Annotated in this window: 25 protein-coding genes and 1 tRNA gene; 15 read left to right on the top strand and 11 right to left on the bottom strand. The window is 67.4% G+C overall.

Features of this window, described 5'->3' with window-relative positions:
• The first annotated feature begins 1 nt into the window (after position 1).
• Entirely contained in the window at positions 2-529 is a 528-nt protein-coding gene (locus ACZ1A1_RS18460) for a GNAT family N-acetyltransferase (RefSeq protein WP_463621053.1), read from the top strand.
• Here the strand turns inward: ACZ1A1_RS18460 and ACZ1A1_RS18455 are convergent, their stop codons facing one another.
• The gene (locus ACZ1A1_RS18455) at positions 530-1,516 is read right to left on the bottom strand and encodes a Gfo/Idh/MocA family protein (protein ID WP_463621052.1); all 987 of its coding nucleotides are present in this window, start codon (positions 1,514-1,516) and stop codon (positions 530-532) included.
• A 174-nt stretch (positions 1,517-1,690) separates the two neighbouring features.
• Here ACZ1A1_RS18455 and ACZ1A1_RS18450 point away from each other — a divergent pair, with 174 nt between their 5' ends.
• Positions 1,691-2,641, top strand: a complete 951-nt coding sequence (locus tag ACZ1A1_RS18450) for an aldo/keto reductase (protein ID WP_463621051.1) — start codon at positions 1,691-1,693, stop codon at positions 2,639-2,641.
• Positions 2,642-2,643: 2 nt separating this feature from the next.
• Positions 2,644-3,087 (top strand): GNAT family N-acetyltransferase, encoded by a 444-nt coding sequence (locus ACZ1A1_RS18445; protein WP_313195693.1) that lies wholly within the window; start codon positions 2,644-2,646, stop codon positions 3,085-3,087.
• Here the strand turns inward: ACZ1A1_RS18445 and ACZ1A1_RS18440 are convergent.
• Positions 3,078-3,974: a LysR family transcriptional regulator gene (locus ACZ1A1_RS18440; RefSeq protein WP_463621049.1), complete on the bottom strand. Its 897-nt coding sequence runs from the start codon at positions 3,972-3,974 to the stop codon at positions 3,078-3,080. The genes ACZ1A1_RS18445 and ACZ1A1_RS18440 overlap by 10 nt on opposite strands.
• Positions 3,975-4,122: 148 nt before the next feature.
• Here ACZ1A1_RS18440 and ACZ1A1_RS18435 point away from each other — a divergent pair, with 148 nt between their 5' ends.
• Positions 4,123-5,121: an aldo/keto reductase gene (locus ACZ1A1_RS18435; RefSeq protein WP_313195695.1), complete on the top strand. Its 999-nt coding sequence runs from the start codon at positions 4,123-4,125 to the stop codon at positions 5,119-5,121.
• 4 nt (positions 5,122-5,125) lie between these two features.
• Here ACZ1A1_RS18435 and ACZ1A1_RS18430 read toward each other — a convergent pair whose 3' ends face one another.
• The 3 genes from ACZ1A1_RS18430 to ACZ1A1_RS18420 form a co-directional block, all read right to left on the bottom strand.
• Positions 5,126-5,353 carry a hypothetical protein gene (locus ACZ1A1_RS18430; protein ID WP_463621048.1) on the bottom strand — a complete coding sequence of 76 codons (228 nt, stop codon included), beginning with the start codon at positions 5,351-5,353 and terminating at the stop codon, positions 5,126-5,128.
• 102 nt (positions 5,354-5,455) lie between these two features.
• On the bottom strand, positions 5,456-6,202 hold the full coding sequence (locus ACZ1A1_RS18425; protein WP_463621046.1) for a F0F1 ATP synthase subunit A: 747 nt from the start codon (positions 6,200-6,202) through the stop codon (positions 5,456-5,458).
• A 111-nt stretch (positions 6,203-6,313) separates the two neighbouring features.
• On the bottom strand, positions 6,314-7,036 hold the full coding sequence (locus ACZ1A1_RS18420; protein WP_463621044.1) for a pyridoxamine 5'-phosphate oxidase family protein: 723 nt from the start codon (positions 7,034-7,036) through the stop codon (positions 6,314-6,316).
• 41 nt (positions 7,037-7,077) lie between these two features.
• Here ACZ1A1_RS18420 and pdxR point away from each other — a divergent pair, with 41 nt between their 5' ends.
• Positions 7,078-8,523, top strand: a complete 1,446-nt coding sequence (pdxR, locus tag ACZ1A1_RS18415; protein WP_463621043.1) for a MocR-like pyridoxine biosynthesis transcription factor PdxR — start codon at positions 7,078-7,080, stop codon at positions 8,521-8,523.
• Here pdxR and ACZ1A1_RS18410 read toward each other — a convergent pair.
• From ACZ1A1_RS18410 to ACZ1A1_RS18400, 3 genes are all read right to left on the bottom strand, one after another.
• Positions 8,492-9,217, bottom strand: a complete 726-nt coding sequence (locus tag ACZ1A1_RS18410; protein WP_463621041.1) for a type 1 glutamine amidotransferase — start codon at positions 9,215-9,217, stop codon at positions 8,492-8,494. The genes pdxR and ACZ1A1_RS18410 overlap by 32 nt on opposite strands.
• Positions 9,218-9,290: 73 nt before the next feature.
• A complete protein-coding gene (locus tag ACZ1A1_RS18405) occupies positions 9,291-9,719 on the bottom strand; it encodes an RbsD/FucU family protein (RefSeq protein ID WP_463621040.1) in 429 nt (142 codons plus the stop codon).
• Positions 9,719-10,948, bottom strand: a complete 1,230-nt coding sequence (locus ACZ1A1_RS18400) for an ROK family transcriptional regulator (RefSeq protein WP_415214872.1) — start codon at positions 10,946-10,948, stop codon at positions 9,719-9,721. Before ACZ1A1_RS18400 ends, ACZ1A1_RS18405 begins: the two co-directional genes overlap by 1 nt.
• Positions 10,949-11,234: 286 nt before the next feature.
• Here ACZ1A1_RS18400 and ACZ1A1_RS18395 point away from each other — a divergent pair, with 286 nt between their 5' ends.
• The 5 genes from ACZ1A1_RS18395 (at position 11,235) to pyrC (ending at position 16,136) form a co-directional block, all read left to right on the top strand.
• Positions 11,235-12,260 carry a sugar ABC transporter substrate-binding protein gene (locus ACZ1A1_RS18395; RefSeq protein ID WP_119257288.1) on the top strand — a complete coding sequence of 342 codons (1,026 nt, stop codon included), beginning with the start codon at positions 11,235-11,237 and terminating at the stop codon, positions 12,258-12,260.
• A 260-nt stretch (positions 12,261-12,520) separates the two neighbouring features.
• A complete protein-coding gene (locus ACZ1A1_RS18390; RefSeq protein WP_463621039.1) occupies positions 12,521-13,639 on the top strand; it encodes an ABC transporter permease in 1,119 nt (372 codons plus the stop codon).
• On the top strand, positions 13,639-14,415 hold the full coding sequence (locus tag ACZ1A1_RS18385; RefSeq protein WP_234186909.1) for an ATP-binding cassette domain-containing protein: 777 nt from the start codon (positions 13,639-13,641) through the stop codon (positions 14,413-14,415). Before ACZ1A1_RS18390 ends, ACZ1A1_RS18385 begins: the two co-directional genes overlap by 1 nt.
• The gene (locus ACZ1A1_RS18380) at positions 14,412-15,035 is read left to right on the top strand and encodes a nucleoside triphosphate hydrolase (protein ID WP_463621038.1); all 624 of its coding nucleotides are present in this window, start codon (positions 14,412-14,414) and stop codon (positions 15,033-15,035) included. Before ACZ1A1_RS18385 ends, ACZ1A1_RS18380 begins: the two co-directional genes overlap by 4 nt.
• 60 nt (positions 15,036-15,095) lie before the next feature.
• Complete coding sequence (gene pyrC, locus ACZ1A1_RS18375) at positions 15,096-16,136, top strand: dihydroorotase (protein ID WP_463621037.1); 1,041 nt, start codon at positions 15,096-15,098, stop codon at positions 16,134-16,136.
• Between the two features lie 3 nt (positions 16,137-16,139).
• Here the strand turns inward: pyrC and ACZ1A1_RS18370 are convergent, their stop codons facing one another.
• Positions 16,140-16,901, bottom strand: coding sequence for a Crp/Fnr family transcriptional regulator (locus ACZ1A1_RS18370; RefSeq protein WP_460929265.1), 762 nt, complete (start codon positions 16,899-16,901; stop codon positions 16,140-16,142).
• A gap of 168 nt (positions 16,902-17,069) precedes the next feature.
• Here ACZ1A1_RS18370 and ACZ1A1_RS18365 point away from each other — a divergent pair, with 168 nt between their 5' ends.
• Positions 17,070-17,441 carry a response regulator gene (locus tag ACZ1A1_RS18365; RefSeq protein WP_415214867.1) on the top strand — a complete coding sequence of 124 codons (372 nt, stop codon included), beginning with the start codon at positions 17,070-17,072 and terminating at the stop codon, positions 17,439-17,441.
• A gap of 17 nt (positions 17,442-17,458) precedes the next feature.
• Here ACZ1A1_RS18365 and ACZ1A1_RS18360 read toward each other — a convergent pair whose 3' ends face one another.
• Positions 17,459-17,908: a DoxX family protein gene (locus tag ACZ1A1_RS18360; RefSeq protein WP_313195709.1), complete on the bottom strand. Its 450-nt coding sequence runs from the start codon at positions 17,906-17,908 to the stop codon at positions 17,459-17,461.
• 179 nt (positions 17,909-18,087) lie between these two features.
• On the opposite strand from ACZ1A1_RS18360, the gene ACZ1A1_RS18355 reads away from it, so the two are divergent.
• Positions 18,088-18,387, top strand: a complete 300-nt coding sequence (locus tag ACZ1A1_RS18355; RefSeq protein WP_119257296.1) for an Rdx family protein — start codon at positions 18,088-18,090, stop codon at positions 18,385-18,387.
• Between the two features lie 55 nt (positions 18,388-18,442).
• Here ACZ1A1_RS18355 and ACZ1A1_RS18350 read toward each other — a convergent pair whose 3' ends face one another.
• Positions 18,443-18,829 (bottom strand): BA14K family protein, encoded by a 387-nt coding sequence (locus ACZ1A1_RS18350; RefSeq protein WP_313195711.1) that lies wholly within the window; start codon positions 18,827-18,829, stop codon positions 18,443-18,445.
• A gap of 147 nt (positions 18,830-18,976) precedes the next feature.
• Here ACZ1A1_RS18350 and ACZ1A1_RS18345 point away from each other — a divergent pair, with 147 nt between their 5' ends.
• The 3 genes from ACZ1A1_RS18345 (at position 18,977) to ACZ1A1_RS18335 (ending at position 21,920) form a co-directional block, all read left to right on the top strand.
• Positions 18,977-20,407: a phosphohexomutase domain-containing protein gene (locus tag ACZ1A1_RS18345; RefSeq protein WP_463621036.1), complete on the top strand. Its 1,431-nt coding sequence runs from the start codon at positions 18,977-18,979 to the stop codon at positions 20,405-20,407.
• Positions 20,408-20,498: 91 nt separating this feature from the next.
• Positions 20,499-20,585, top strand: a tRNA-Leu gene (locus ACZ1A1_RS18340).
• A 192-nt stretch (positions 20,586-20,777) separates the two neighbouring features.
• Positions 20,778-21,920, top strand: a complete 1,143-nt coding sequence (locus ACZ1A1_RS18335) for an HPP family protein (protein WP_463621035.1) — start codon at positions 20,778-20,780, stop codon at positions 21,918-21,920.
• Positions 21,921-21,993 lie beyond the last annotated feature (73 nt).

The raw sequence follows: 21,993 nt of genomic DNA, 5'->3' as shown, positions 1-21,993 counted from the left end.
GATGAGCGATATCAGGCTGCTCGACGAGAGCGAGACCCGCGCCCGCATGGGCGAACTGGCCGATGTGCTGGCCGATTGCGTTGCCGGCGGAGCCTCCCTCGGCTTCATGGCACCCTATGGGCCGGCCGATGCGCTGCCCTTCTGGGACGGCGTCTCGGCTTCGGTCGGGGAGGGGGCGACGCTGCTCTTCGCCGCGGAGCGGGTGGGCCGCATCGTCGGCACGGTGCAGGTCGGCATCCGCCAGATGCCGAACCAGCAGCACCGGGCGGACGTGAAGAAGCTGCTCGTCATGGAAAGCGAGCGCGGCAGGGGCCTTGCCCGCGCGCTGATGGCGGCCGCCGAAGCGGAGGCGGCCCGGCATGGCAAGACGCTGCTGGTGCTCGACACTGCCACCGGCAGCCCCGCCGAGACGGTCTACGAACGCCTCGGCTGGCAGCGCGCCGGGGTCATCCCCGACTATGCGCTCTATCCGGACGGGCGCTTTTGCGCGACGACGCTCTTCTACAAGCGGATCGGGACGGGGCGGTGATCACACCGCCTCCCAGCCGTCCTTCTCGCTGGCGCGATAGATGGCGTCGATGACCTTCTGGTTGTTCACCGAGCTTTCCAGCGTCACGACCTCCTCCTTCTCGCCGCGCGCGGCCCGGCTGAAGGCCTCGACCTCGCGCCGGTACTGGCGGGCGTCCTGGAAGCGGAAAATCTGGCTCTCGCCATGGTTCTGGTTGGTGAGCTCGATCTCCTCCACGCCGTAGCGGTCGGCATTGAAGGGCGACTTCACCTCGATGAAGCCCTTGTCGCCGTGGAAGACCATGATCTGGCGCTGGGCGAGCTGGGTGGAGATGTAGAAGGACAGTTCGAAATCGCCGAAATCGGCGCGCACGCTCGAATAGATATCGGTGCCGAAATCCGGGTCGCGGTCGGTACTCGCCTGCACGCGGACCGGCTCCTTGCCCGTGGCAAAGCGGGTGGTGATCGTCGGGTAGACGCCGATATCCGGCAGGCCGCCGCCGCCGAGTTCCGGCACGTTGCGCATGTTGCCCGGATCGCGGTTGAAATAGGTGAAGGCGCCCTGCACATGGCGCAGCCGGCCGATGGCGCCCTCGGCGATGAGCGCGCGCACCTTGCGCCAGACGGGGCTGTAGGTGACCATGTAGGCTTCCGAGATCAGCACCTTGTTGCGGTCGCGCGCCGCGATCAGCGCATCGATCTCGCCGGCATTGAGCGCGATCGGCTTTTCGCAGAGCACATGCTTGCCGGCATCCGCCGCCTTGATCGACCATTCCACATGCTGGGAGGTCGGCAGCGGGATATAGACCGCGTCGATCGTATCGGAGGCGAGCATCTCCTCGTAGGAGCCGAAGGCATGCGGCACGGAGAAGCGGTCGGCCATGGCGCGCGCCTTGGCCTTGTCGCGGCTCGCGACGGCGGTGACGACGCAGTTCTCCGCATCCTGGATGGCCGGCACGACGAGTTCGCGGCCGATCTTGGCCGTGGACAGGATTCCGAAACGCAGCATGATGATCTCTCCTCGATTGTGCGGGCCCTGATTGCGCCCGGAAGACTAGTCACGAGGTACGTTCCTCGCAAGCGCAGGACGCCGCAAAAATCGACGGCGGGCCACGTGCAAAGCGCCGGGCCGCGCCCTATGTTGGCGAAAAGCCTTTTCAGCACGAACCCCTTGGAGGACCCCATGCAGTTTCGCTCCCTCGGCAGGACCGGCCTTTCCATCGCGCCGCTCGTCTTCGGCGGCAATGTCTTCGGCTGGACGGCCGATGAGAAGACCTCCTTCGATCTCCTCGATGCCTTCACCGGCGCGGGCTTCAACGCCATCGACACGGCGGATGTCTATTCTCGCTGGGTGCCGGGCAATGAGGGCGGTGAGTCCGAGGCGATCATCGGCAAGTGGCTGAAGCGCTCGGGCATCGCCCGCGACAGGGTGGTGATCGTCACCAAGGTCGGCTCCGACATGGGCCAGGGACGGCGGGACCTGCGCAAGTCGTGGATCGTCGAGGCGGTCGAAAACTCGCTGAAGCGGCTGCAGACCGACCATATCGACCTCTATCTCTCCCACTGGCCGGATGCCGAAACCCCTTACGAGGAGACGCTGGAAGCCCATGTGAGCCTCGTGAAGGCCGGCAAGGTGCGCGCCTTCGGTGCGTCGAACCTCGATGCCGGCCAGTTGCAGGCCTCGTTCGAGGCCGCCGACAAGGCGGGCCTGCCGCGCTATGCGGCACTCCAGCCGGAATACAACCTCTATGACCGCGGCAGCTTCGAGGGGCCGCTCGCCGACCTCTGCCGCAAGGAGGATATCGGCGTCATCACCTATTACAGCCTCGCCTCCGGCTTCCTCACCGGCAAGTACCGCTCGAAGGCCGATACCGAGGGCAAGGCGCGCGGCGAGGGCGTCGCGCATTATCTCGACGACAAGGGCCAGCGCATCCTTGCGGCGCTCGACAAGGTCGCGGCCGAGACCGGCGCGAAGCCGGCGGAAATCGCGCTCGCCTGGCTGATGGCCAAGCCCGCCGTCACCGCGCCGATCGCCAGCGCCACGAGTCTTGCCCAGCTCGACAGCCTGACGAAGGCCGCCGATCTTTCGCTGTCGCCCGAACAGATGGCGGCGCTCGACAAGGCGGGGGCCTGACCATGGCGCTCATCCTCCGCGATGCGGCCGAAGGCGACGAGGCGGCCTGGAGAAGGCTCTGGGCCGGCTATCTCGCCTTCTACAGGACCGAGGTGCGGGAGGAGGTGACGGCCTTCACCTGGGCGCGCGTGCTCGATCCCGGCTCGCGCGTCTCGATGCGCGTCGCGGAGGAGGACGGCAAGGTCGTGGGCTTCGCCATCCACCACTACCATGATTCCACTTGGGACATCGCGCCGGAGGGCTATCTCGAAGACCTCTTCGTCGACGACACGGTCCGCGGCAGGGGCGTCGGCCGCGCGCTGATCGACGACCTGATCGCCATTTCCAAGCGGCATGGCTGGCGCGGCATCTACTGGCACACCAGCCACGACAACGACCGGGCGAGGAAGCTCTACGACAGCTATGTCGAGACCGACGGGCACATCCGCTACCGTCTTCAGACCTGACCACGATAGCGGAAGAAATCGACGAAGGCGCGCAGCGCCGGGCGCATCTGCCGGCGTGTCGGATAGTAGATAGAGAAGCCGTCGAAGGCGGGGCACCAGTCTTCCAGCACCGCGAAGAGGCGCCCCGTCGCGATGTCCTCGGCAACGCGCTGGTCGAAGACATAGGCAAGGCCCGCGCCGTCCATCGCCGCCGCCCGCATCAGCCGCTGGTCCGAGACGATGAGGGGGCCGGTGACGTCGACCGTCACCTGCCTGCCGTCCTTCTCCAGCTCCCAGCGATAGATGCGCCCGCTCGAAAAGCGCCGGCGGATGCAGCGATGCTGCATGAGGTCGCGCGGCTGGAGCGGCTTCGGATGTTTCTCGAAATAGGCCGGCGCGCCGACCACGAGGCCGCGCCACGGCCCGCTCGCCCGCACGGCGACCATGTCCGCCTCCAGATGCTCGCCGAGCCGGAGGCCGGCATCGAAGCCCTTCTCGACGATATCCTCGAAGCGGTCGTCGGTCCGAAGCTCCAGCTCGATATCGGGATAGGCGAGAAGGAAGGCCCCGAGCCGGGGCATGACGATGTCCTCCGCGGCGATGAGGGGCATGGTGACGCGGAGCGGCCCGGCGGGCCGGCCCTGCCGGTCGGCGAGTGCCTCCATGACATTGCCGATGTCGGACAGGGCCGGCGCCAGCGTATCGAGCAGCATGCGGCCCTCCTCCGTCGGCGAGACGGAGCGGGTGGTGCGGGCGAGGAGCCGCACGCCAAGGCTCGCCTCCAGCGCCGAGACGGCATGGCTGACGGCCGAGGGCGCGATGCCGAGCTCGGCGGCGGCCTTGCGGAAGGAGCGCGTCTCGGCGACGATGGCGAGCACGGCGAGTTGCGAGAGCTGGGTGCGGTTCATTGTTCGAACAGATAGAACAAGCCGTTGGCTTTTGCAGCAATTTTCAGATGAAGCGCCGCGCCCTAGATTGCGTCTTGCCGGACGAGGGCGGATCATCCGCCGCCCGGCGCACCGACCGCCTCCCGGTCGCAAGCAAAAGGATCCTGTCATGAAGCACAGACAACTCGGCACCCTCGACGTCTCTGCCCTCGGCCTCGGCTGCATGGGCATGAGCCACGCCTACGGCCCTTCGAGCGACGAGACGGCGGCGATCGGGACGCTGCATCGCGCCGTCGATCTCGGCGTCACCCTCTTCGACACGGCCGAGGTCTACGGGCCCTACCGGAACGAGATCCTCGTCGGCAAGGCGCTGAAGCCGGTGCGCGACAAGGTGGTGATCGCCACGAAATTCGGCTTCCGCATCGACGATACGAAGCCTTCCGCCGAGATGATCACGGGCACCGACAGCCGGCCGGAAAATGTCCGGGCCGTCGCCGAGGCGTCGCTGAAGCGGCTCGGCGTCGAGGTGATCGACCTCTACTACCAGCATCGCGTCGACCCGGCCGTGCCGATCGAGGAGACGGTGGGCGCGATGGCGGAGCTGGTGCGCGCGGGCAAGGTGAAGGCGCTCGGCCTGTCGGAAGCCGGTGCCGAGACGATCCGCCGGGCGCATGGCGTGCACCCGATCGCCGCCGTGCAGAGCGAATATTCGCTTTGGACCCGCGACCCGGAGGAGAACGGCGTTCTCGAAACCTGCCGGGAACTCGGCATTGGCTTCGTGCCCTTCAGCCCGCTCGGCCGGGGCGTGCTCACCGGCGCGCTGAAGAAGCTCGATGGCCTTTCCGCCGACGATTTCCGCCGTTCGCTGCCGCGCTTCGAGGCGGAGAACTTCGATGCCAACCTGGCGCTGGTGGCGCTTCTGGAGGAGATGGCGAAGGAGAAGGGCGTGGCCCCCGCGCAGCTTGCGCTTGCCTGGGTGCTGGCGCAGGGCGATTTCATCGTGCCGATCCCCGGCGCCAGCAAGGTGCCGCATCTCGAGCAGAACGTTGCCGCCGCCGATGTCGCGCTGACGAAGGAAGAGGCCGCGCGGCTCGGCGAGCTGCTGTCGCCGGCGCGGGTCGCCGGCGGGCGCTATCCGCAGCGCATGGCCTCGATGGCGAACCGGTAGAGGATCAGTCGCGCTTGATCGTGGCGAGGACCTGCCAGAGGTCCGCGCCCGTCTCGAAGACGGCGGCATTCGCACGAAAGCCGATCCCGGCGGAGATCATGTCCAGCATGCTCTCTGCCGGGTCCGCGGTCCCGGCCGGTGCCTCCGCGATCGTCTGCGCCGCCCTGTCGAGGCGCGTCGTCTCGCCCGCCATGCCCCGGAGGGCGGTGTTCATGATGCCGGCTATCTGCATGGGATGGCCCCGTTGTGATCCATCCTCCTTTACCGCACGCCCCTTTCGATTGCGTGAACGGCGATGGCGCGGCCCTGTGCATTTTCGGCACAGGGCGGGTTGTCAGTGGCTCGGATGCAGCGCGTCGTTGAGATACATGCAGGTCAGCATGGCGAAGACATAGGCCTGGATGACGGCCATCAGGATTTCCAGCGCCGTCAGCGCCACCGTCATGGCGAAGGGCAGGATGGCGCCCAGCATGCCGAGCGTTCCCAGCCCCGTCATCGAGGCGACGAAGCCGGCAAAGACCTTCAGCGTGATATGGCCGGCGAGCATGACGGCGAAGAGACGGACGGAGTGGCTGACGGGCCGCGAGAAATAGGACATCACCTCGATCGGCACGATGATCGGCGTCAGGATCAGCGGAACGCCGGAGGGCACGAAAAGGCGCAGAAAGCCCGCACCATGCCGGAAGAGGCCGTAGAGCGTGACGGTTGAGAACACCGTTATGGCGAGCGCGAAGGTGACGATGAGCTGGCTCGTCACGGTAAAGGCATAGGGAAACATGCCGATGAGGTTCGCGACGAGGATGAACATGAAGAGCGAGAAGACCAGCGGGAAGAAGCGCATGCCCTGCTCGCCCGCATTGGAGCGCAGTGTCCCGGCGATGAAATCGTAGACGAGCTCGGCGCTCATCTGCCAGCGGCCGGGAACGAGGCTGCCCCGCCGGGTCGCCAGCAGCAGGAAGCCCGTCGCCGTCGCCACCGTCAGCACCATATAGGCGGAGGCATTGGTGAAGCTGAGGTCCAGCCCGCCGATTTCGAGGGGAACGAGCGGCTTGATCTCGAATTGCTGAATGGGTCCGGCCATCGTCCGTCCTCGCAAAGACGGCAGTGTACACGCGGATCCGCCGGGCCGCGACCCGCAAAGGCCGATGGACCCCGGCAGGGGCCGAAGGTCCATCATGGACGGAGAATGGCGTCAGCCGCCTTCGTAAAGGCGCTGGCCGGCCAGAAGGGAATCATCCAGCCGGCCGCCCTCGGGGAAGAGGGAAAGCGTTTCCGGCCTGTCGACGCCCGGCACCAGCCGGTGGCAGGGCTCGACGGTGCCGAGCACGGTGGTGACGGGAATGACGCCGGCCCAGATCGGAAGGGCGAAATCCTCCTCGTCGTCGCCCACCCCCTTCGCGCGCACCTTGGCGACCGCCTCGTCTATCGGCATGGCGATGATCGTCGTCGCCTTCGCCTCCTGCGGCGTGAGGGGCCGCAGGAGCGCGCTGCGCTCCGGATAGAACCGATCGACGACGTCGCGCATCGCCTCGTTCTTCTCCTCCGGGTCCTCCACCAGCCGCGCGGTGCCGAAGCACATGGCGGAGCGGTAGTTGGCCGAATGGTTGAAGCCCGAGCGGGCGAGGACCAGCCCGTCGAGATGCGCGACGGTGAGGCAGGCGGGCGTGCCCGCCTTCAGGTGCCGCAGCATGCGGCTTGCCGAAGAGCCGTGCCAGTAGAGCGTGTCGCCCTTGCGCCAGAAGAGCGTCGGCGTGGCATAGGGCTGGCCGTCGATGACATAGGCGACATGACAGAGCATGGCCGCGTCGAGAACGGCGTGCACGGCCTCGTGGTCGTAGCTGGCGCGCTCGTGCATGCGCTTGACGCGGTTGCGCGGGGTGACGGGATAGGTGGCGGTTTCGGTCTCGACGCTCATGCGGCTCTTGCCTTTCGGGGAATGGAAGGCCAGGGTGCGCCATGGCATTGGATCGAAAAAGTACCAATTCAAGACAAAGAATTCAGACCAATCTCCCGGACTGGTCGTCGCTCGTTCCCGTCCTGCCGGCGGCGGGGCGGCGCACGCCCGCGCTCTACCGCGAGCTGCGCCGGCTGATCGAGGCGGGCGACATTCCGCCCGGCAGCAAGTTGCCGCCGTCGCGCGATCTCGCGCAGCGCCTGAAGACGTCGCGCGGCAGCGTCGTCGCGGCCTTCGAGATGCTGATCGCGGAGGGCTATGCCGTCGCCCGCACCGGGGCCGGCACCTTCGTCGCCGACCGCGTGCCCAGCATGAAGCCCGCCGCTTTCCCGGAGGCCGAGGTCGTCGAACCGAAGATGCCGCTTCCCGGCACGCTGGGCGTCGCCATGGCCGATGCGCGCACGCTGAACATCTTCCGCACCCTGCTTTCGCGCCATCTGGCGCGACCGGGGCCGGAACATTTCCAGTATGGCGATCCGCGCGGCGGGCTTGCGCTGCGTGAGGCGATCGCCGCCTATCTCCGGCAGGCGCGCGGCGTCCGCTGCGAGGCCCGCTCGATCATCGTCACGACGGGCACGCAGCAGGGCCTCGACCTCGTCATCCGGGGCGCGCTTTCCCCGGGCGACCGCGTGATGATCGAGGATCCCTGCTATCCGAGCGCCCGCGCCGCCTTCGCCGGCAACGGCCTGCATCTTTCGGGCCTTGCCGTCGATGCGGAAGGAGCCGATATCGCCGGCGCGGTGGCCGGCGCCCGTGCGGTCTACGTGACGCCTTCGCACCAGTTTCCGCTCGGCGTGACCATGAGCATGCGCCGCCGCCTCGCCCTTATCGACTGGGCGCGGGCGACGGGCGGCTGGATCGTCGAGGACGATTATGACAGCGAGTTCCGCTTCGCCGGCCCGCCGCTCGCCGCCATGCAGGGCATGGATGACAGCGGCCGGGTGATCTATCTCGGCACCTTCTCGAAGGTGCTCTTCCCGGGGCTCCGCCTCGGCTATGCCGTTATTCCCGATCCGCTGCTGGAGACTGTAATGGTCCTGCGCAGCCGCAGCGACCGCAGCCCGCCGACGCTCGCCGAGGCGGCGCTGACCGATCTCATCCGCGAAGGCCATTTCGCCGCGCATCTGCGCCGCGCCCGGCGCCGGGCGCAGGCGGCGCGTGATGCGCTGGTCGCGGGATTGCTTTCGGTGGGAAACCTTTCGGTGGACGTGCCCGATCAGGGCCTCCATCTCGTCGCCGGCCTGCCGGAAGCGCTCGGGGACCTTGCGGCGGTCGAGATCGCCCGGCGTGCCGGGCTCGGCGCCCGCGCCCTTTCCGCCATGGCCGTCACCCGCCCGCCGCGGCAGGGCCTCGTGATCGGCTTTTCGGGCTTTGCGCCGGATGTGCTGGGCGCGGCGGCGCGGCGCTTCGCGGACGCTATGCCACGCGGCGGGCCTCGGCGGCCTTGATCGTGGCGACCCAGGCGCGGGCGAGCGCAAGGCCGGTGGCCTCGGCAACCGGGCCGCTTTCGGCGGCGAGCGCGGCGCGCCGCTCCAGCCAGCCGGGCGCAAGGCCGGCAATATGGTCCGGGAAGATCCGCACCCATTCCTCGACCACCTCGCGGTTCGCCTCGAAATGGAACTGCGTGCCGTAGATGGCGCGGCCGAGCCGGAAGGCCTGGTTCTGCGCGGCATCGTTGGTGGCGAGCCGCACCGCGCCCTCCGGCAGGGAGAAGGTGTCGCTGTGCCACTGGAAGATCGGGAAGGCGCCGGCGGCGGCGGAAAGCACGGGATCGCCCGCGCCGTCCCCGGTGAGCGCGATGGTGCACCAGCCGAATTCCGGCGCGGTGCCGATATGGTTCGCCGCGCCATAGGCCCGCGCCAGCAGCTGGCTGCCGAGGCAGACGCCGAGCACCGATTTGTCCGCCTCGCCGAAGCGGCGCATCAGGGCGGCAAGCGCCGGGAGATAGGCGTGGCTTTCGTCGTCCAGCGCGTTCTGCGGTCCGCCCATCACGACGATGGCGTCATGGCCGCTCTCGTCCGCCGGCAACGGATCGCCGGCATGGGGCCGGCAGATGTCGAGCTCCGCGCCCGCCTCGTCGAGCGCCGCGCCGATCTGCCCGAGCAGCGTCACCCTGTCGTTCTCCACCACCAGAACCCGCATGCCGAACTCCCTTTCGATGTCGCGCGAGACAATCACGTCGCACCGCTTCGTTCAAGGGGAGAGCAAGACGGTATCATGGATAGATCACGCCCTTGCGCAGGATGACATTGGCATAGAGCCGCGGCTCGCTCGTCTGGACGATGGTGTGGGCGGCGCGCACGCGGTTGTAGAAGTCGGCGCCGACCAGCGGCACCACGGCGCGGTCCGGCTCGTGCCGCGCGCAGCAGTCGATGATCTCGCGGTGCACGGGCTCCAGCCGGTCGCGCTCCTGCCGGTAGGTGGAGCGGAAGATCGCCTCCTCGACGAAATCGTCGACGGGCAGGACCGAAAGCACGGCATCGAGCGCGGGGATCAGCGCCACGCCATCAAGGCGCACCAGCCGGCGCGCATGCTCGACGCCCGGATAGTTGCCGTCAACGATGGCGATCTCGTCGCCGTGGCCCATGGCGCGCAGCGTCGAGAGCAGATCGGGGCTCAGGATGGGGTCGAGGCCTTTCAGCATCAGGCAAGCTCCTTGAAGAGGACGTTCTGGTCGGGAAGATAGCGGGAAAAGAGCGGAAGGCTGGCCCCGCCGATCGAGCGGGCGCGGCTGCCGACAGCGCCTTCGACGATATCCGGCAGGGTGACGCCCTGAAGGTCGAGCCGGGCGACGGCGGCCTTCGTCTCGGCGACGACGCGCTCGCGCACCCATTCGGGAAAGCCGCCGTCGATGATCACCGCCGAGAAGTCGATGACCGAGGCCGACGCGACGACCGCCTGGGCGAGCGCCGCCGCCATGTCGTCGATCCAGATGTCGAGCGGCGCGCCGAAGTCGATCCAGCCGTCCGGCGAGTACCAGAGCGGCTTGGGGTCGATGCCGTGCTGGCGCAACAGGTTTTCGAGGCGGTAGATCGAGGCGATCTTGAGGAGCTGCACCGTCTCGCCGTCGCGGCCCTGCACGGGAAGCGGACCGATGGCACCCGCCGTGCCGGTGCGGCCGGTGAAGAGCGCGGAGTTCAGCACCACGCCGCCGCCGATGAAGGAGCCGATGAAGAGGTAGAGGAAATCCGGATATTGCGGGCCGCGGCCGAAGACGAGCTCGGCCGCGCAGGCGCTCGTCGCGTCGTTCTGCAGCATGACCGGATAGGGCACGCGCCGGGCGATCTCCGCCCCGAGGTCGACGCCGCGCCACTGGTCCATGTCGGCCTGCGGCGCGCCGACCTCGCTGGCCCAGCTCCACAGCTCGAAGGGCGCGGCGACGCCGAGGCCGGCGATGCGGGCGCGCTCGTCCGGCGTGATCATGGCCTCCAGCTCGGCAAGCCCCTCCTCGACGAAGGAGAGCAGCGGGCCGGGCATGGGATAGGGGAAGGTGCGGCGCACCTGCCGGCGGATGCCGCCGACGAAATCCATCATCACGAGGTCGGCGCTGCGGCGGCCGATCTTCAGCCCGAAGGAATAGACGGCATCGGGGTTGAGCAGCATGGGCACCGAGGGCTGGCCCACCTTGCCGCGCATCGGCGCGCCGCGCACCAGCAGCCCCTCGGCCTCCAGCGCGCGCATGATGACGGTGACAGTCTGGGCGGAAAGGCCGCTGCGCCGGGCGATCTCGGCCTTGGAGAGGCTGCCGTGCCGACGCACCAGCGACATGACGAGCCGCTCGTTATAGGCGCGCACGCGCACCTGGTTGGCGCCGCCGCTCGGATCGAGGATCTCGGCCGGCGCGGCGGGCGCCGCCGCAGCGTGCTTTCTCATCGTCTCCTCCCGTGCCGGTTGGCGCCATGCGCCGATCCCGGTCCTCTTACCGGCTGACGCTCCGCTCTTCCACCGGAAACGATGCAGCCAGGGCTTCCACCCCTTCTTTGCCCGCAGCATGCCACATCGAATTAATAATTCAATTCGATTTATTTATTGACAGGCATTTCTTTTGGTGGTCTCATCACCATCGGAAGCACGGTTGGCCGGTGGAGGAACCGCCGGCTCCTGCGACCGGATGCCCCCAGGAGAGGGGCGCATCCCGTTTCGTCCTTGGGAGGATTACATGAAGAAGACCATCGTTTCCGCCGCTCTCGGCGCGCTTGCGCTCGGCGTGGCCTTTTCTTCGCCGGCTTCCGCCGCCGATGTCAGCGCCTGCCTGATCACCAAGACCGACACCAATCCCTTCTTCGTCAAGATGAAGGAAGGCGCCGAAGCCAAGGCCAAGGAACTCGGCGTCACGCTGAAGGCCTATGCCGGCAAGATCGACGGCGACAGCGAAAGCCAGGTCGCGGCGATCGAGACCTGCATCGCCGACGGCGCGAAGGGCATCCTGATCACCGCATCCGACACCAAGGGCATCGTTCCCTCCGTGCAGAAGGCGCGTGACGCCGGCATGCTGGTCATCGCCCTCGACACCCCGCTCGAGCCGCTCGACGCCGCCGACATGACCTTCGCCACCGACAACCTGCTGGCCGGCGAGCTGATCGGCAAGTGGGCCGCCGCCACGCTCGGCGACGCCGCCAAGGACGCCAAGGTCGCCTTCCTCGACCTGACGCCCTCCCAGCCGTCGGTCGACGTGCTGCGCGACCAGGGCTTCATGAAGGGCTTCGGCATCGACGTGAAGGACATCAACAAGATCGGCGACGAGGACGATCCGCGCATCGTCGGCCACGACGTGACCAACGGCAACGAGGAAGGCGGCCGCACCGCCATGGAAAACCTCCTGCAGAAGGATCCGACGATCAACGTCGTGCACACGATCAACGAGCCGGCCGCCGCCGGTGCCTATGAGGCGCTGAAGGCCGTCGGCCGCGAGAAGGACGTGCTGATCGTCTCCGTCGACGGCGGTTGCCCGGGCGTGCAGAACGTCGCGGACGGCGTCATCGGCGCGACCTCGCAGCAATATCCGCTGATGATGGCCGCCCTCGGCATCGAGGCGATCAAGAAGTTCGCCGACACCGGCGAGAAGCCGAAGGCCACGGAAGGCAAGGACTTCTTCGACACGGGCGTCGCGCTCGTCACCGACAAGCCGGCAGAGGGCGTCGATTCCATCGATACCAAGGCCGGCAAGGACAAGTGCTGGGGCTAAGCCCTGGCGCCGGCCCGGCATGACCGGGCCGGCCATCCGCCACGGACGGATCGGGTGGTGATTTCCGGGTGAACGGCCCCGAGCGCACCCTTCTTTTGACAATCGCGAAAAGACGTGGGCACCCTTCCAGGGCGAATGGCGGCAATGCCGCATTCGCAGGGGAGGACCGCTTCCAGGCGGCAGGTGCGCGCGATGCGTCCGTGCATCATTTCATCCGGCAATGCCGCGACGGCCGGCACACGGAAGGGAGGAACAGGATCATGAGTGAAACGACGGCGGCCTCAGGGCCATCGCAGGGTTCGCAACCCTCGCAGGGCTCGCAGCCCTCGCAGGAATTCGAGAAGGTGCTCACCGGCAGTTCGACGCAGGTGGCCTCCTTCGACACGAGCGACAAGACGGCCATCCAGAAGTTCCAGCATTTCCTGCACGGCAGCCCATCGGCGGTGCCGCTGATCGTGCTGGTGCTATCGGTGGCGGTGTTCGGCGCCGTTCTCGGCGGCAAGTTCTTCTCCGCCTTCACGCTGACGCTCATCCTCCAGCAGGTGGCGATCGTCGGCATCGTCGGCGCGGCGCAGACGCTGGTGATCCTGACCGCGGGCATCGACCTTTCGGTCGGCGCGATCATGGTGCTCTCCTCCGTGGTCATGGGCCAGTTCACCTTTCGCTACGGCTTGCCGCCGGTGGTGGCGGTCGCCTGCGGCCTGGCCTGCGGCGCGCTCTGCGGCTATATCAACGGCCTGCTCGTCGCCCGCATGAAGCTGCCGCCCTTCATCGTCACGCTCGGCATGTGGCAGATCATCCTCGCCTCCAACTTCCTCTATTCGGCCAACGAGACGATCCGCTCGCAGGACATCGCCACGCAGGCCCCGCTTCTCCAGTTCTTCGGCAACAACCTGAAGCTCGGCAGCGCGGTCTTCACCTATGGCGTCATCGCCATGGTGCTGCTCGTCGCCGTCCTCTGGTACGTGCTGAACCACACCGCCTGGGGCCGCCATGTCTATGCGGTCGGCGACGATCCCGACGCGGCGGAGCTGGCCGGCGTCAACGTCAAGCGCATGCTGGTCTCGGTCTATACGCTGTCCGGCCTCATCTGCGCGCTCGCCGGCTGGGCGCTCATCGGCCGCATCGGCTCGGTCTCGCCGACCGCCGGCCAGTTCGCCAACATCGAATCCATCACGGCGGTGGTGATCGGCGGCCTCTCGCTCTTCGGTGGGCGCGGCTCGATCCTCGGCATGATCTTCGGCGCGCTCATCGTCGGCGTCTTCTCGCTCGGCCTTCGCCTCATCGGCACGGACCCGCAATGGACCTATCTCCTGATCGGCGTCCTCATCATCTCGGCAGTGGCAATCGACCAGTGGATCAGAAAGGTAGCAGGCTGATGGCTCTTGAACCCATTCTCACCGCACGCGGTCTGGTCAAGCGATACGGCCGCGTCACCGCCCTCGACAATGCCGACTTCGACCTCTATCCCGGCGAGATCCTCGCCGTGATCGGCGACAACGGCGCGGGCAAGTCCTCGATGATCAAGGCCATTTCCGGCGCCATCACGCCGGACGAGGGCGAGATTCGCCTCGAAGGCCAGCCGGTCAGCTTCCGCTCGCCCATCGACGCGCAGAAAGCCGGCATCGAGACCGTTTACCAGAACCTCGCGCTCTCGCCGGCGCTGTCCATCGCCGACAACATGTTCCTCGGCCGCGAGATCAGGAAGCCCGGCGTCATGGGCAGCGTCTTCCGCAAGCTCGACCGGAGCGCGATGGAGAAATTCGCCCGCGACAAGCTTTCCGAACTCGGCCTGATGACGATCCAGAACATCAACCAGGCGGTGGAGACGCTTTCGGGCGGCCAGCGCCAGGGCGTGGCCGTGGCCCGCGCGGCGGCCTTCGGCTCCAAGGTCATCATCCTCGACGAGCCGACGGCGGCGCTCGGCGTCAAGGAGAGCCGGCGCGTGCTGGAGCTCATCCTCGACGTGCGCCGGCGCGGCATCCCCATCGTGCTCATCTCGCACAACATGCCGCATGTCTTCGAGGTGGCGGACCGCATCCATATCCACCGCCTCGGCCGGCGATTGACCGTCATCGACCCGAAGGACTACACCATGTCGGATGCCGTCGCCTTCATGACGGGGGCCAAGGTGCCGGAGGCCATTGCCGCATGATCTCGCCTGCCACGATCGTGGATGCACTCTTGCGGCGCGCGGGGGACGCGCGCCGCTTCCTCGTCGGCCTCGCCGGCCCGCCGGCCGCCGGCAAGTCGACGCTGGCCGAAGCCCTTCGCGACGGCCTGCTCGCCCGGGGCGAGAGCGCCGAGATCCTGCCGATGGACGGCTTCCACATGGATAACGGCATCCTTGCCGCCCGGGGCCTGCTGCCGCGCAAGGGCGTGCCGGAGAGCTTCGATGCCCGCGGCTTCGCCGATATCGTCCACGCGCTGAAGCGGGCCGAGGGCGAAGTGCTCGTGCCGGTCTTCGACCGCTCGCGCGAGATCGCCATCAACGCCGCCCGCGCCATCCCGAAGGAAACGCGCTTCATCCTCGCCGAAGGCAACTACCTGCTCTTCAAGGATGCGCCGTGGGACAGGCTCGACGGCATCTTCGACTTCACCATCTTCGTCGGTCCGCCCTATCCTGTGCTGGAGGAGCGGCTGCGCCGGCGCTGGCAGGGCTATGCGCTGCCCGAGGACCAGATCGGCTGGAAGCTCTACGGCAACGACCTGCCGAACGGAAAGCGCATCCTGGAGAACTCCCGCCCCGCCGATCTCCATATCGACGTGTTTTGAGGCGATTGTCCTTGCGGCGCGCGGATGCTATCGCAGCCGCAAAGACGCGGAGAGACGCCGATGACCCATGAACTCACCATCCGCCGGCCCGACGACTGGCACCTGCACCTGCGCGACGGGGCCATGCTCGAAGGCGTGATCGGCGACACCAGCCGCCATTTCGCCCGCGCCATCATCATGCCGAACCTCGTGCCGCCGGTCGTGACCACCGCCGACGCCACGGCCTACCGCGACCGCATCCTCGCCGCCGTGCCGAAGGGCGACAGGTTCGAGCCGCTGATGACGCTCTACCTCACCGAGCACACCGATCCCGACGACGTCGAAGCCGGCTACAAAAGCGGCCTGATCCGTGCGGTGAAACTCTATCCGGCCGGCGCGACCACCAATTCCCATGGCGGCGTGCGCGATATCGAAAAGGCAATGCCGGTGCTGGAGCGCATGGCGAAGATCGGCCTGACGCTCTGCGTGCACGGCGAGGTCACGACGCCGGAGATCGACATCTTCGACCGCGAGGCCGTGTTCATTGACACGGTGCTGGACCCGCTGCGCAAACGCCTGCCCGAGCTGCGCGTCACCATGGAGCATGTGACGACGAAGAACGGCGTCGACTACATCAGGGCGGCGAAGGACAACCTCGCCGGCTCGATCACCACCCACCACCTGATCATCAACCGCAACGCCATCCTCGTCGGCGGCATCAAGCCGCATTACTACTGCCTGCCCGTCGCCAAGCGCGAGGAGCACCGGCTGGCGCTGCGCGTCGCCGCGACCTCCGGCGACAGGCGCTTCTTCCTCGGCACGGACAGCGCGCCGCATGTCGATCCGCTGAAGGAATGCGCCTGCGGCTGCGCCGGCGTCTATACCTCGATCAACACGATGAGCTGCCTTGCTCATGTCTTCGAACAGGACGGCGCGCTCGACAGGCTCGAAGCCTTCGCCTCGCTGAACGGCCCGGCCTGGTACGGCCTGCCGGCGAACGAGGAGACGATCCGCCTCGTCCGGCGCGAGGAAGCGGTGTCCTTCCCCGCGAAGATCGAGACGGGGGCGGGGCCGGTGACGGTGTTCGACCCGATGTTCCCGCTGCACTGGGATGTCGTGTAGCGACTAGATGAAGGGCCGCGGCCCGCGCTGCAGCCCTTCCCATCCCGCCAGCACCAGCAGTCCCTCGGGGTCGAGGATCTCGCAGCCGCGGTCCTGCCAGCGCATCAGCTTGCGGTCCGCCAGCTTGCGCAGCGTCTTGTTCGTGTGGACGAGCGAGAGGCCGAGCGTGTCGGCGACATGCTGCTGGGTGATCGGGATGACCCGCTTTCCGCCGTTCATGCCGGATAGATGGGCGCGCTGGTGCAGGAAGGAAATGAGATAGGCGGTGCGCTCCAGCGCCGTGCGCCGCCCCACGCTGAGCAGGTGCTCGTCGAGGATGCGCTCCTCCTGCGCCGCGATCCAGGTGAGATCGTAGGCGAGCGAGGCATGGCGCTCGAAAAGCCGGTCCAGCTTGGAGCGCTCGAAGAGACAGAGCGTCACGGATGTCAGCGCCTCGACGGAATGGTCCAACTCGCCCATCAGGCTGCCCTGAAGGCCGATCAGGTCGCCGGGCAGCACATAGTTCATGATCTGACGCCGCCCGTCCGGCAGCAGCTTGTAGCGGAACGCCCAGCCGGAGAGCACGGTGAAAAGATGGGCGCTGTGCATGCCCTCGACGAGGATCGTCGCGCCGCGCTCGGCAGACAGCTCCCCGCTCTTGAACTGCGAGACGAAATCCAGCTCCTTCGCTGAAAAATCGCGGAAATCCGGAAGACTGCGCAGGGGACACTGCTGGCAAGGCGTGCGCCATCGGGTTTTTTGGTTGGCCGCCGTTCCGCTCGCCATCGTGCCTCCGCTCTCGGGACTGGCCATGCAAACGCGGCACGCGCGCGCTTGTTCCATCGCGCAGGCACTATGTCTTATTTAAATGACACCCCCCGGCCCCCGGCCCACAGTCCGCCCTCCCGAACCGCTCCCTTCGCGGTTCCACACATGGATAGGAGTGCGGGCGCCATGAAGCCTTCTCTGCCGCACATCTTGATCGCCGAACGCGAGTTCCTGATCGCGCTCGATGCGGAATATCTGATCAAGTCGGCACTCGATTGCCGTATCACGCTACTCCGGCCGGAGCAGATCGACCAATGGGACGCGGCGGCGCTGGCGGATGTCGATCTCTGCCTGTTCGATGTGCCGCTCGACGCATCGCCGGTGATCAGGCGCATCGAACGGCTGGTGGAGGCGCGCGTGCCGCTGCTGTTCACCAGCCTCGGCGATCTTCATACCGGGGGCGTGGAGGGTTTCGAGGTCATTCCCGTCGCCCGCAAGCCCTATGACGGCGAGACACTGCTCGCGCTCGTCCGGGAACGGCTGCGGCAGAGGCCGTAGCCGTTCCGGTTGGCCGATCAGAACTGGCGGCCGAGCTTCGCGTCGACGGAATGGCCGTTGGCGCCGCGGATCACGAAGAAGAACAGGATGAGCGTCCAGAGGATCGACTTCTCGGCGCCCATCAGGCCTTCGCCCTGCACCACGCCATGGAAATAGACGGTGACGGCCAGCACGATCGTCGCGGCGAAGGCGGCCGGGCGCGTGAAGAGGCCGATCGCGATCAGGATGCCGCCGAAGAACTCGGTCGCCGAAAGCAGCGGCGACCAGAAGGCGCCCGGATAGAAGCCGAGGCTCTCCACCATGCCGCTCGCGCCGAAGGGATTGAGGATCTTGCCATAGCCGTGGGTGGCGAGAAGCAGGCCGGCGGCCACGCGCAGGATCGTTTCGGCGCCGTCATGCAGAGCGGCATAGAGGCCGCCGAGCGCGGGAACGATGAGGCGGGGACGGTTGGTGGCAAGCTCGGTCATGGAGGCTCCTGTCGGAATGTTGCATTGCAATACCTCTCCGCGATGGAATCGGCCGCGGCAAGATGTCCCGTGACAAAACTTGATAAAATGAGGTGACATTTACGTGAGCGGCCGCGATGCGCGGCGTGCCAAGCGCGGCCTGCTGCTATATGCTGCGCGGATCGATGAAGGAGATCGGCATGTCCGGGCAGAAGCCGCGTGTTTCCATATTGTATTGCACCCAGTGCAACTGGCTGCTCCGCGCGGGCTGGATGGCCCAGGAGCTGCTGTCGACCTTCTCCGATTCGCTCGGCGAAGTGGCGCTCGTTCCCGGCACCGGCGGCAATTTCGAGATCCGCGTCGGCGAGGCGCTCGTCTGGGAGCGCAAGCGCGACGGCGGTTTTCCCGGCCCGAAGGAGCTGAAGCAGCGCGTGCGCGACATCATCGAGCCGGAGCGCGATCTCGGGCATACCGACCGCGCCGGCAGCGACCATCCGTGAAACGAAAACGGCGGGCCGGAACCCGCCGTTCATGAATATCGGTCCGGCTTTGCGCTTACCGGTAGGGCGAATAGCACACCCGGTAGATGCCGCCGCCCGCATGGTAGCGATTGCTGCCCGGATCGTAGGTGCGGTAACGGTTGAGGCACCAGCGCACATGCGCGCTCCGTCCGCCGCCATAATAGCGGGGCCGCTCGTAGCGCGGGCGATAGTAGCGCCGCTCGTAGCCGTAATAGGGCCGGTAGTGGTGGCGCCGGTAATAGGGGCGGCGCTCCCAGCCGCAGCCATAGCCGACGCAGAACTGGGCCTCGGTGACGTTGTTTTGCGCCTGTGCCTTCATGTCCGGCACGGCGAGCGGGACGGCCTCGGCCGCCCCCATGGGCGCGATTGCGGAGGCGATGCCCATTGCGCAACCGAAAACGAGATTTCGAATCTTCGACATGTGATCCTCACTGTTTCTGGCGGGATATTTCCCGGTCACGTCCCTGCTTTGTATTACGTTCACGCATTTTGTTTTATTCATGATCGCGACCCTGCATGAAGGGGATGTATCGCCGGATTTTCGATCCGCAAGAGGCGTGAGGACAGCATGAGCCTGAAATTCGGAACCAGTGGCCTGCGCGGCCTGTCGGTGGATCTGGAAGGCCCGGCAAGCGCGCTCTACGCCACGGCCTTCGCGCGCCATCTCCTGGCGGCCGGCCTTGCCCGGCCGGGCGACGAGATCCTGATCGGCCGCGACTTCCGCGCCTCCAGCCCCGCCATTTCCGCCATCGCCATCGCCGCGCTGCGCAAGGCGGGCCTTGCCCCGCGCGATTGCGGCGCGCTGCCGACGCCGGCGCTCGCCCTGCTTGGCCTCCAAAGCCGCGCCGCCTGCCTGATGGTGACCGGCTCGCACATTCCCGCCGACCGAAACGGCATCAAGTTCTACCGGCCGGACGGCGAGATCGACAAGGCGGACGAGGTGGCGATCACCGCCGCCGCCGCGGCGATCCGCGCCGAAGGCACGGTCTTCGACGCCGCTGAGGAAAGCGCCGAGGATCGTCACGACGCCGCCATGGCGCTCTATGGCGAGCGCAACCGCAGGCTCCTGCCGGAAGGCAGCCTCTCCGGCCTTCGCGTCGGCGTCTACCAGCATTCCACGGTGGCGCGCGATCTCTTCGTCTCGGTGCTCGCTTGTTACGGCGCGGATGTCGTCACGCTCGGCCGGTCGGAGAGCTTCGTTCCGGTGGATACCGAGGCGGTCTCCGGCGAGACCGTCGCGCTGCTGCAGCAATGGGCGCTGGAGCACGGCCTGCATGCGATCGTCTCCGCCGATGGCGACGGCGACCGGCCGCTCGTCGCCGACGAGACCGGCACGCCGATCCGCGGCGACCTCGTCGGCCTCATCGCCAGCCGTTTCCTCGGCGCGAGCGTCGTCGCGACCCCCGTCACCTCCAATTCCGGCATAGAGGCCGCGATCGGCGGCAGGGTGCTGCGCACGAAAGTCGGCTCGCCCTATGTGATCGCTGCGATGAACGAGGCGGTCGCCGCGGGCGAGACCGCCGTTGCCGGCTTCGAGGCCAATGGCGGAACGCTGACCGCGACGCCCTTCACGGTGAACGGCGAAACGCTCGCGCCGCTGCCGACCCGCGACAGCCTGATGCCGATCCTCGCCGTGCTGGCGCTGGGGGCCGCCGAGGAGCGCCCGCTCTCGTGGATCGCCGCCGGCTTTGCGCTGCCGGCCGCCGCGAGCGACCGGCTGGAGAATGTCCCGGTCGAAACGAGCGCCGCGCTGATGGCGGAGCTGCGGTCGGGCGCCGGCCCGCTCGCCGCCTTCCTCGCGCCCATCGGCGTGCCGCAGAAGGTAAGCGATATCGACGGGCTGCGCGTGACGCTGGAGGATGCGAGCGTCATCCATTTCCGCCCCTCCGGCAACGCGCCGGAAATGCGCTGCTACGTGGAGGCCGCCGACGAGGCCGCCGCCGCCCGCCTGCTGGCGGCCGGCCTTGCCCGCATCCGCGAATGGGCGATGAGCCGCTGAGCGGGTTTCCGAAGCTTTTCGCCAAGCTGTTGCGAAAACTTCAAAAAGCCTGTTGACACCGGAGGGCGGGCCTTCTACATGGCTCTCCGTCGCCCAGATGGCGGAATTGGTAGACGCGCCAGCTTCAGGTGCTGGTACTCGAAAGGGTGTGGAGGTTCGAGTCCTCTTCTGGGCACCAAATTCCCGTTCCGGATTTCCGGAATGTGCTAAAAAAGCCCGGCTTTGCCGGGCTTTTTTGTTGCCCTGCGATAGGCTCGCACCGCTTCTTTTCCGGCAAAGCAGAATCTTCCCCTCGCGCCCTTGCGTGACGGGCGCGATCGGCACATAAGCCTAGAAAATAATCATCTGCCTTTCTGACATCAGGATCATCGTGGGCCAATCTCAACACGATGCCCGAAAAGCGGGCATTCTGTCTAAATTCCGGCTGTTCAGTCCCATTCTCGCCGGCGCCACGCTCAAGGAACGCCTCATCGGCTGCCTCGGGGCCCTGATCGGCATTTGCCTCACCGGCCTCGTCTGTGGCTATTTCATGGGCAACGACATCCACCTGCCGCTGATCGTCGCGCCCATCGGTGCCTCGGCCGTGCTGCTCTTCGCGGTGCCGGCAAGTCCGCTGGCCCAGCCCTGGTCCATCGTCGGCGGCAACACGATTTCCGCTTTCGTCGGCGTGACGGTGCTGGCGCTCGTCAAGGACCCGGCCATCGCCATCGGCCTTGCCGTGGCGCTCGCGATCCTTGCCATGTCGCTCACCCGCTCGCTGCATCCGCCGGGCGGCGCCGCGGCGCTCACCGCGGTCATCGGCGGGGCGGCGGTCACCCGGGCCGGCTTCTGGTTTCCGCTGGTGCCGGTCGCCCTCAATTCGATGATGCTGGTCGCCCTCGGTATCGTGTTCCATCGCCTTTCCGGACGGCAGTATCCGCACCGCCAGACGGTCGCCCCCGTCAACACGCACAAGACGGCCGATCCGCCGGCCGCCTTCCGCGTCGGCTTCAACACCGAGGATATCGACGCCGCCGTCGCCAATCTCAACGAGACGCTCGACATCAGCCGCGCCGACCTCGACACCCTGTTGCGGCAGGTCGAGCTGCAGGCGCTGCTGCGCCAGCGCGGCGAGCTCACCTGCGCCGACATCATGTCCCGCGACGTGGTGACGGTCGAGGCGGGAGCCACCGCCGACGAGGCGCGCACGCTCCTCCTCGAACACGACATCCGCACGCTGCCGGTGCTCGACGGCGGCCGGCTGGTCGGCACGGTGGGGCTGCGCGAGCTCGCCGCCATGGCGCCCTCCGCCCACCTGCCGGTTTCCGAGGCCGCGACGGCTAGCCCTACGGACCGGGCGATCGGTCTCATCCCGCGCCTCACCGACGGCATGATCCACGCGGTCGTGGTGATCGACGAGGCGCGCCGCGTCGTCGGCATCATCTCCCAGACCGATCTTCTGGCCACGCTCGCGAAGAGCCTTTCCCAGACCGGCTCGCCCGGCCTGATGTCCGGCCACGGGCAGGGGATCTGAAAATGCCCGCACGATGTCATCCCGCCGCCCGGCAGAGCGGCGGCCCCATTCAGAAAATGTGAGACCGAGAGAG

Source organism: Shinella sp. R2-11 (genome assembly GCF_055330205.1).
Note: the sequence above shows the minus strand (reverse complement) of the source record. Positions and strands in the feature narration are given on the sequence as shown.

Coding starts and splice junctions, on each gene's coding strand:
- ACZ1A1_RS18460 (WP_463621053.1), top strand. CDS start 2: ATGAGCGATATCAGGCTGCTCGACGAGAGCGAGACCCGCGCCCGCATG.
- ACZ1A1_RS18455 (WP_463621052.1), bottom strand. CDS start 1,516: ATGCTGCGTTTCGGAATCCTGTCCACGGCCAAGATCGGCCGCGAACTC.
- ACZ1A1_RS18450 (WP_463621051.1), top strand. CDS start 1,691: ATGCAGTTTCGCTCCCTCGGCAGGACCGGCCTTTCCATCGCGCCGCTC.
- ACZ1A1_RS18445 (WP_313195693.1), top strand. CDS start 2,644: ATGGCGCTCATCCTCCGCGATGCGGCCGAAGGCGACGAGGCGGCCTGG.
- ACZ1A1_RS18440 (WP_463621049.1), bottom strand. CDS start 3,974: ATGAACCGCACCCAGCTCTCGCAACTCGCCGTGCTCGCCATCGTCGCC.
- ACZ1A1_RS18435 (WP_313195695.1), top strand. CDS start 4,123: ATGAAGCACAGACAACTCGGCACCCTCGACGTCTCTGCCCTCGGCCTC.
- ACZ1A1_RS18430 (WP_463621048.1), bottom strand. CDS start 5,353: ATGCAGATAGCCGGCATCATGAACACCGCCCTCCGGGGCATGGCGGGC.
- ACZ1A1_RS18425 (WP_463621046.1), bottom strand. CDS start 6,202: ATGGCCGGACCCATTCAGCAATTCGAGATCAAGCCGCTCGTTCCCCTC.
- ACZ1A1_RS18420 (WP_463621044.1), bottom strand. CDS start 7,036: ATGAGCGTCGAGACCGAAACCGCCACCTATCCCGTCACCCCGCGCAAC.
- pdxR (WP_463621043.1), top strand. CDS start 7,078: ATGGCATTGGATCGAAAAAGTACCAATTCAAGACAAAGAATTCAGACC.
- ACZ1A1_RS18410 (WP_463621041.1), bottom strand. CDS start 9,217: ATGCGGGTTCTGGTGGTGGAGAACGACAGGGTGACGCTGCTCGGGCAG.
- ACZ1A1_RS18405 (WP_463621040.1), bottom strand. CDS start 9,719: ATGCTGAAAGGCCTCGACCCCATCCTGAGCCCCGATCTGCTCTCGACG.
- ACZ1A1_RS18400 (WP_415214872.1), bottom strand. CDS start 10,948: ATGAGAAAGCACGCTGCGGCGGCGCCCGCCGCGCCGGCCGAGATCCTC.
- ACZ1A1_RS18395 (WP_119257288.1), top strand. CDS start 11,235: ATGAAGAAGACCATCGTTTCCGCCGCTCTCGGCGCGCTTGCGCTCGGC.
- ACZ1A1_RS18390 (WP_463621039.1), top strand. CDS start 12,521: ATGAGTGAAACGACGGCGGCCTCAGGGCCATCGCAGGGTTCGCAACCC.
- ACZ1A1_RS18385 (WP_234186909.1), top strand. CDS start 13,639: ATGGCTCTTGAACCCATTCTCACCGCACGCGGTCTGGTCAAGCGATAC.
- ACZ1A1_RS18380 (WP_463621038.1), top strand. CDS start 14,412: ATGATCTCGCCTGCCACGATCGTGGATGCACTCTTGCGGCGCGCGGGG.
- pyrC (WP_463621037.1), top strand. CDS start 15,096: ATGACCCATGAACTCACCATCCGCCGGCCCGACGACTGGCACCTGCAC.
- ACZ1A1_RS18370 (WP_460929265.1), bottom strand. CDS start 16,901: ATGGCGAGCGGAACGGCGGCCAACCAAAAAACCCGATGGCGCACGCCT.
- ACZ1A1_RS18365 (WP_415214867.1), top strand. CDS start 17,070: ATGAAGCCTTCTCTGCCGCACATCTTGATCGCCGAACGCGAGTTCCTG.
- ACZ1A1_RS18360 (WP_313195709.1), bottom strand. CDS start 17,908: ATGACCGAGCTTGCCACCAACCGTCCCCGCCTCATCGTTCCCGCGCTC.
- ACZ1A1_RS18355 (WP_119257296.1), top strand. CDS start 18,088: ATGTCCGGGCAGAAGCCGCGTGTTTCCATATTGTATTGCACCCAGTGC.
- ACZ1A1_RS18350 (WP_313195711.1), bottom strand. CDS start 18,829: ATGTCGAAGATTCGAAATCTCGTTTTCGGTTGCGCAATGGGCATCGCC.
- ACZ1A1_RS18345 (WP_463621036.1), top strand. CDS start 18,977: ATGAGCCTGAAATTCGGAACCAGTGGCCTGCGCGGCCTGTCGGTGGAT.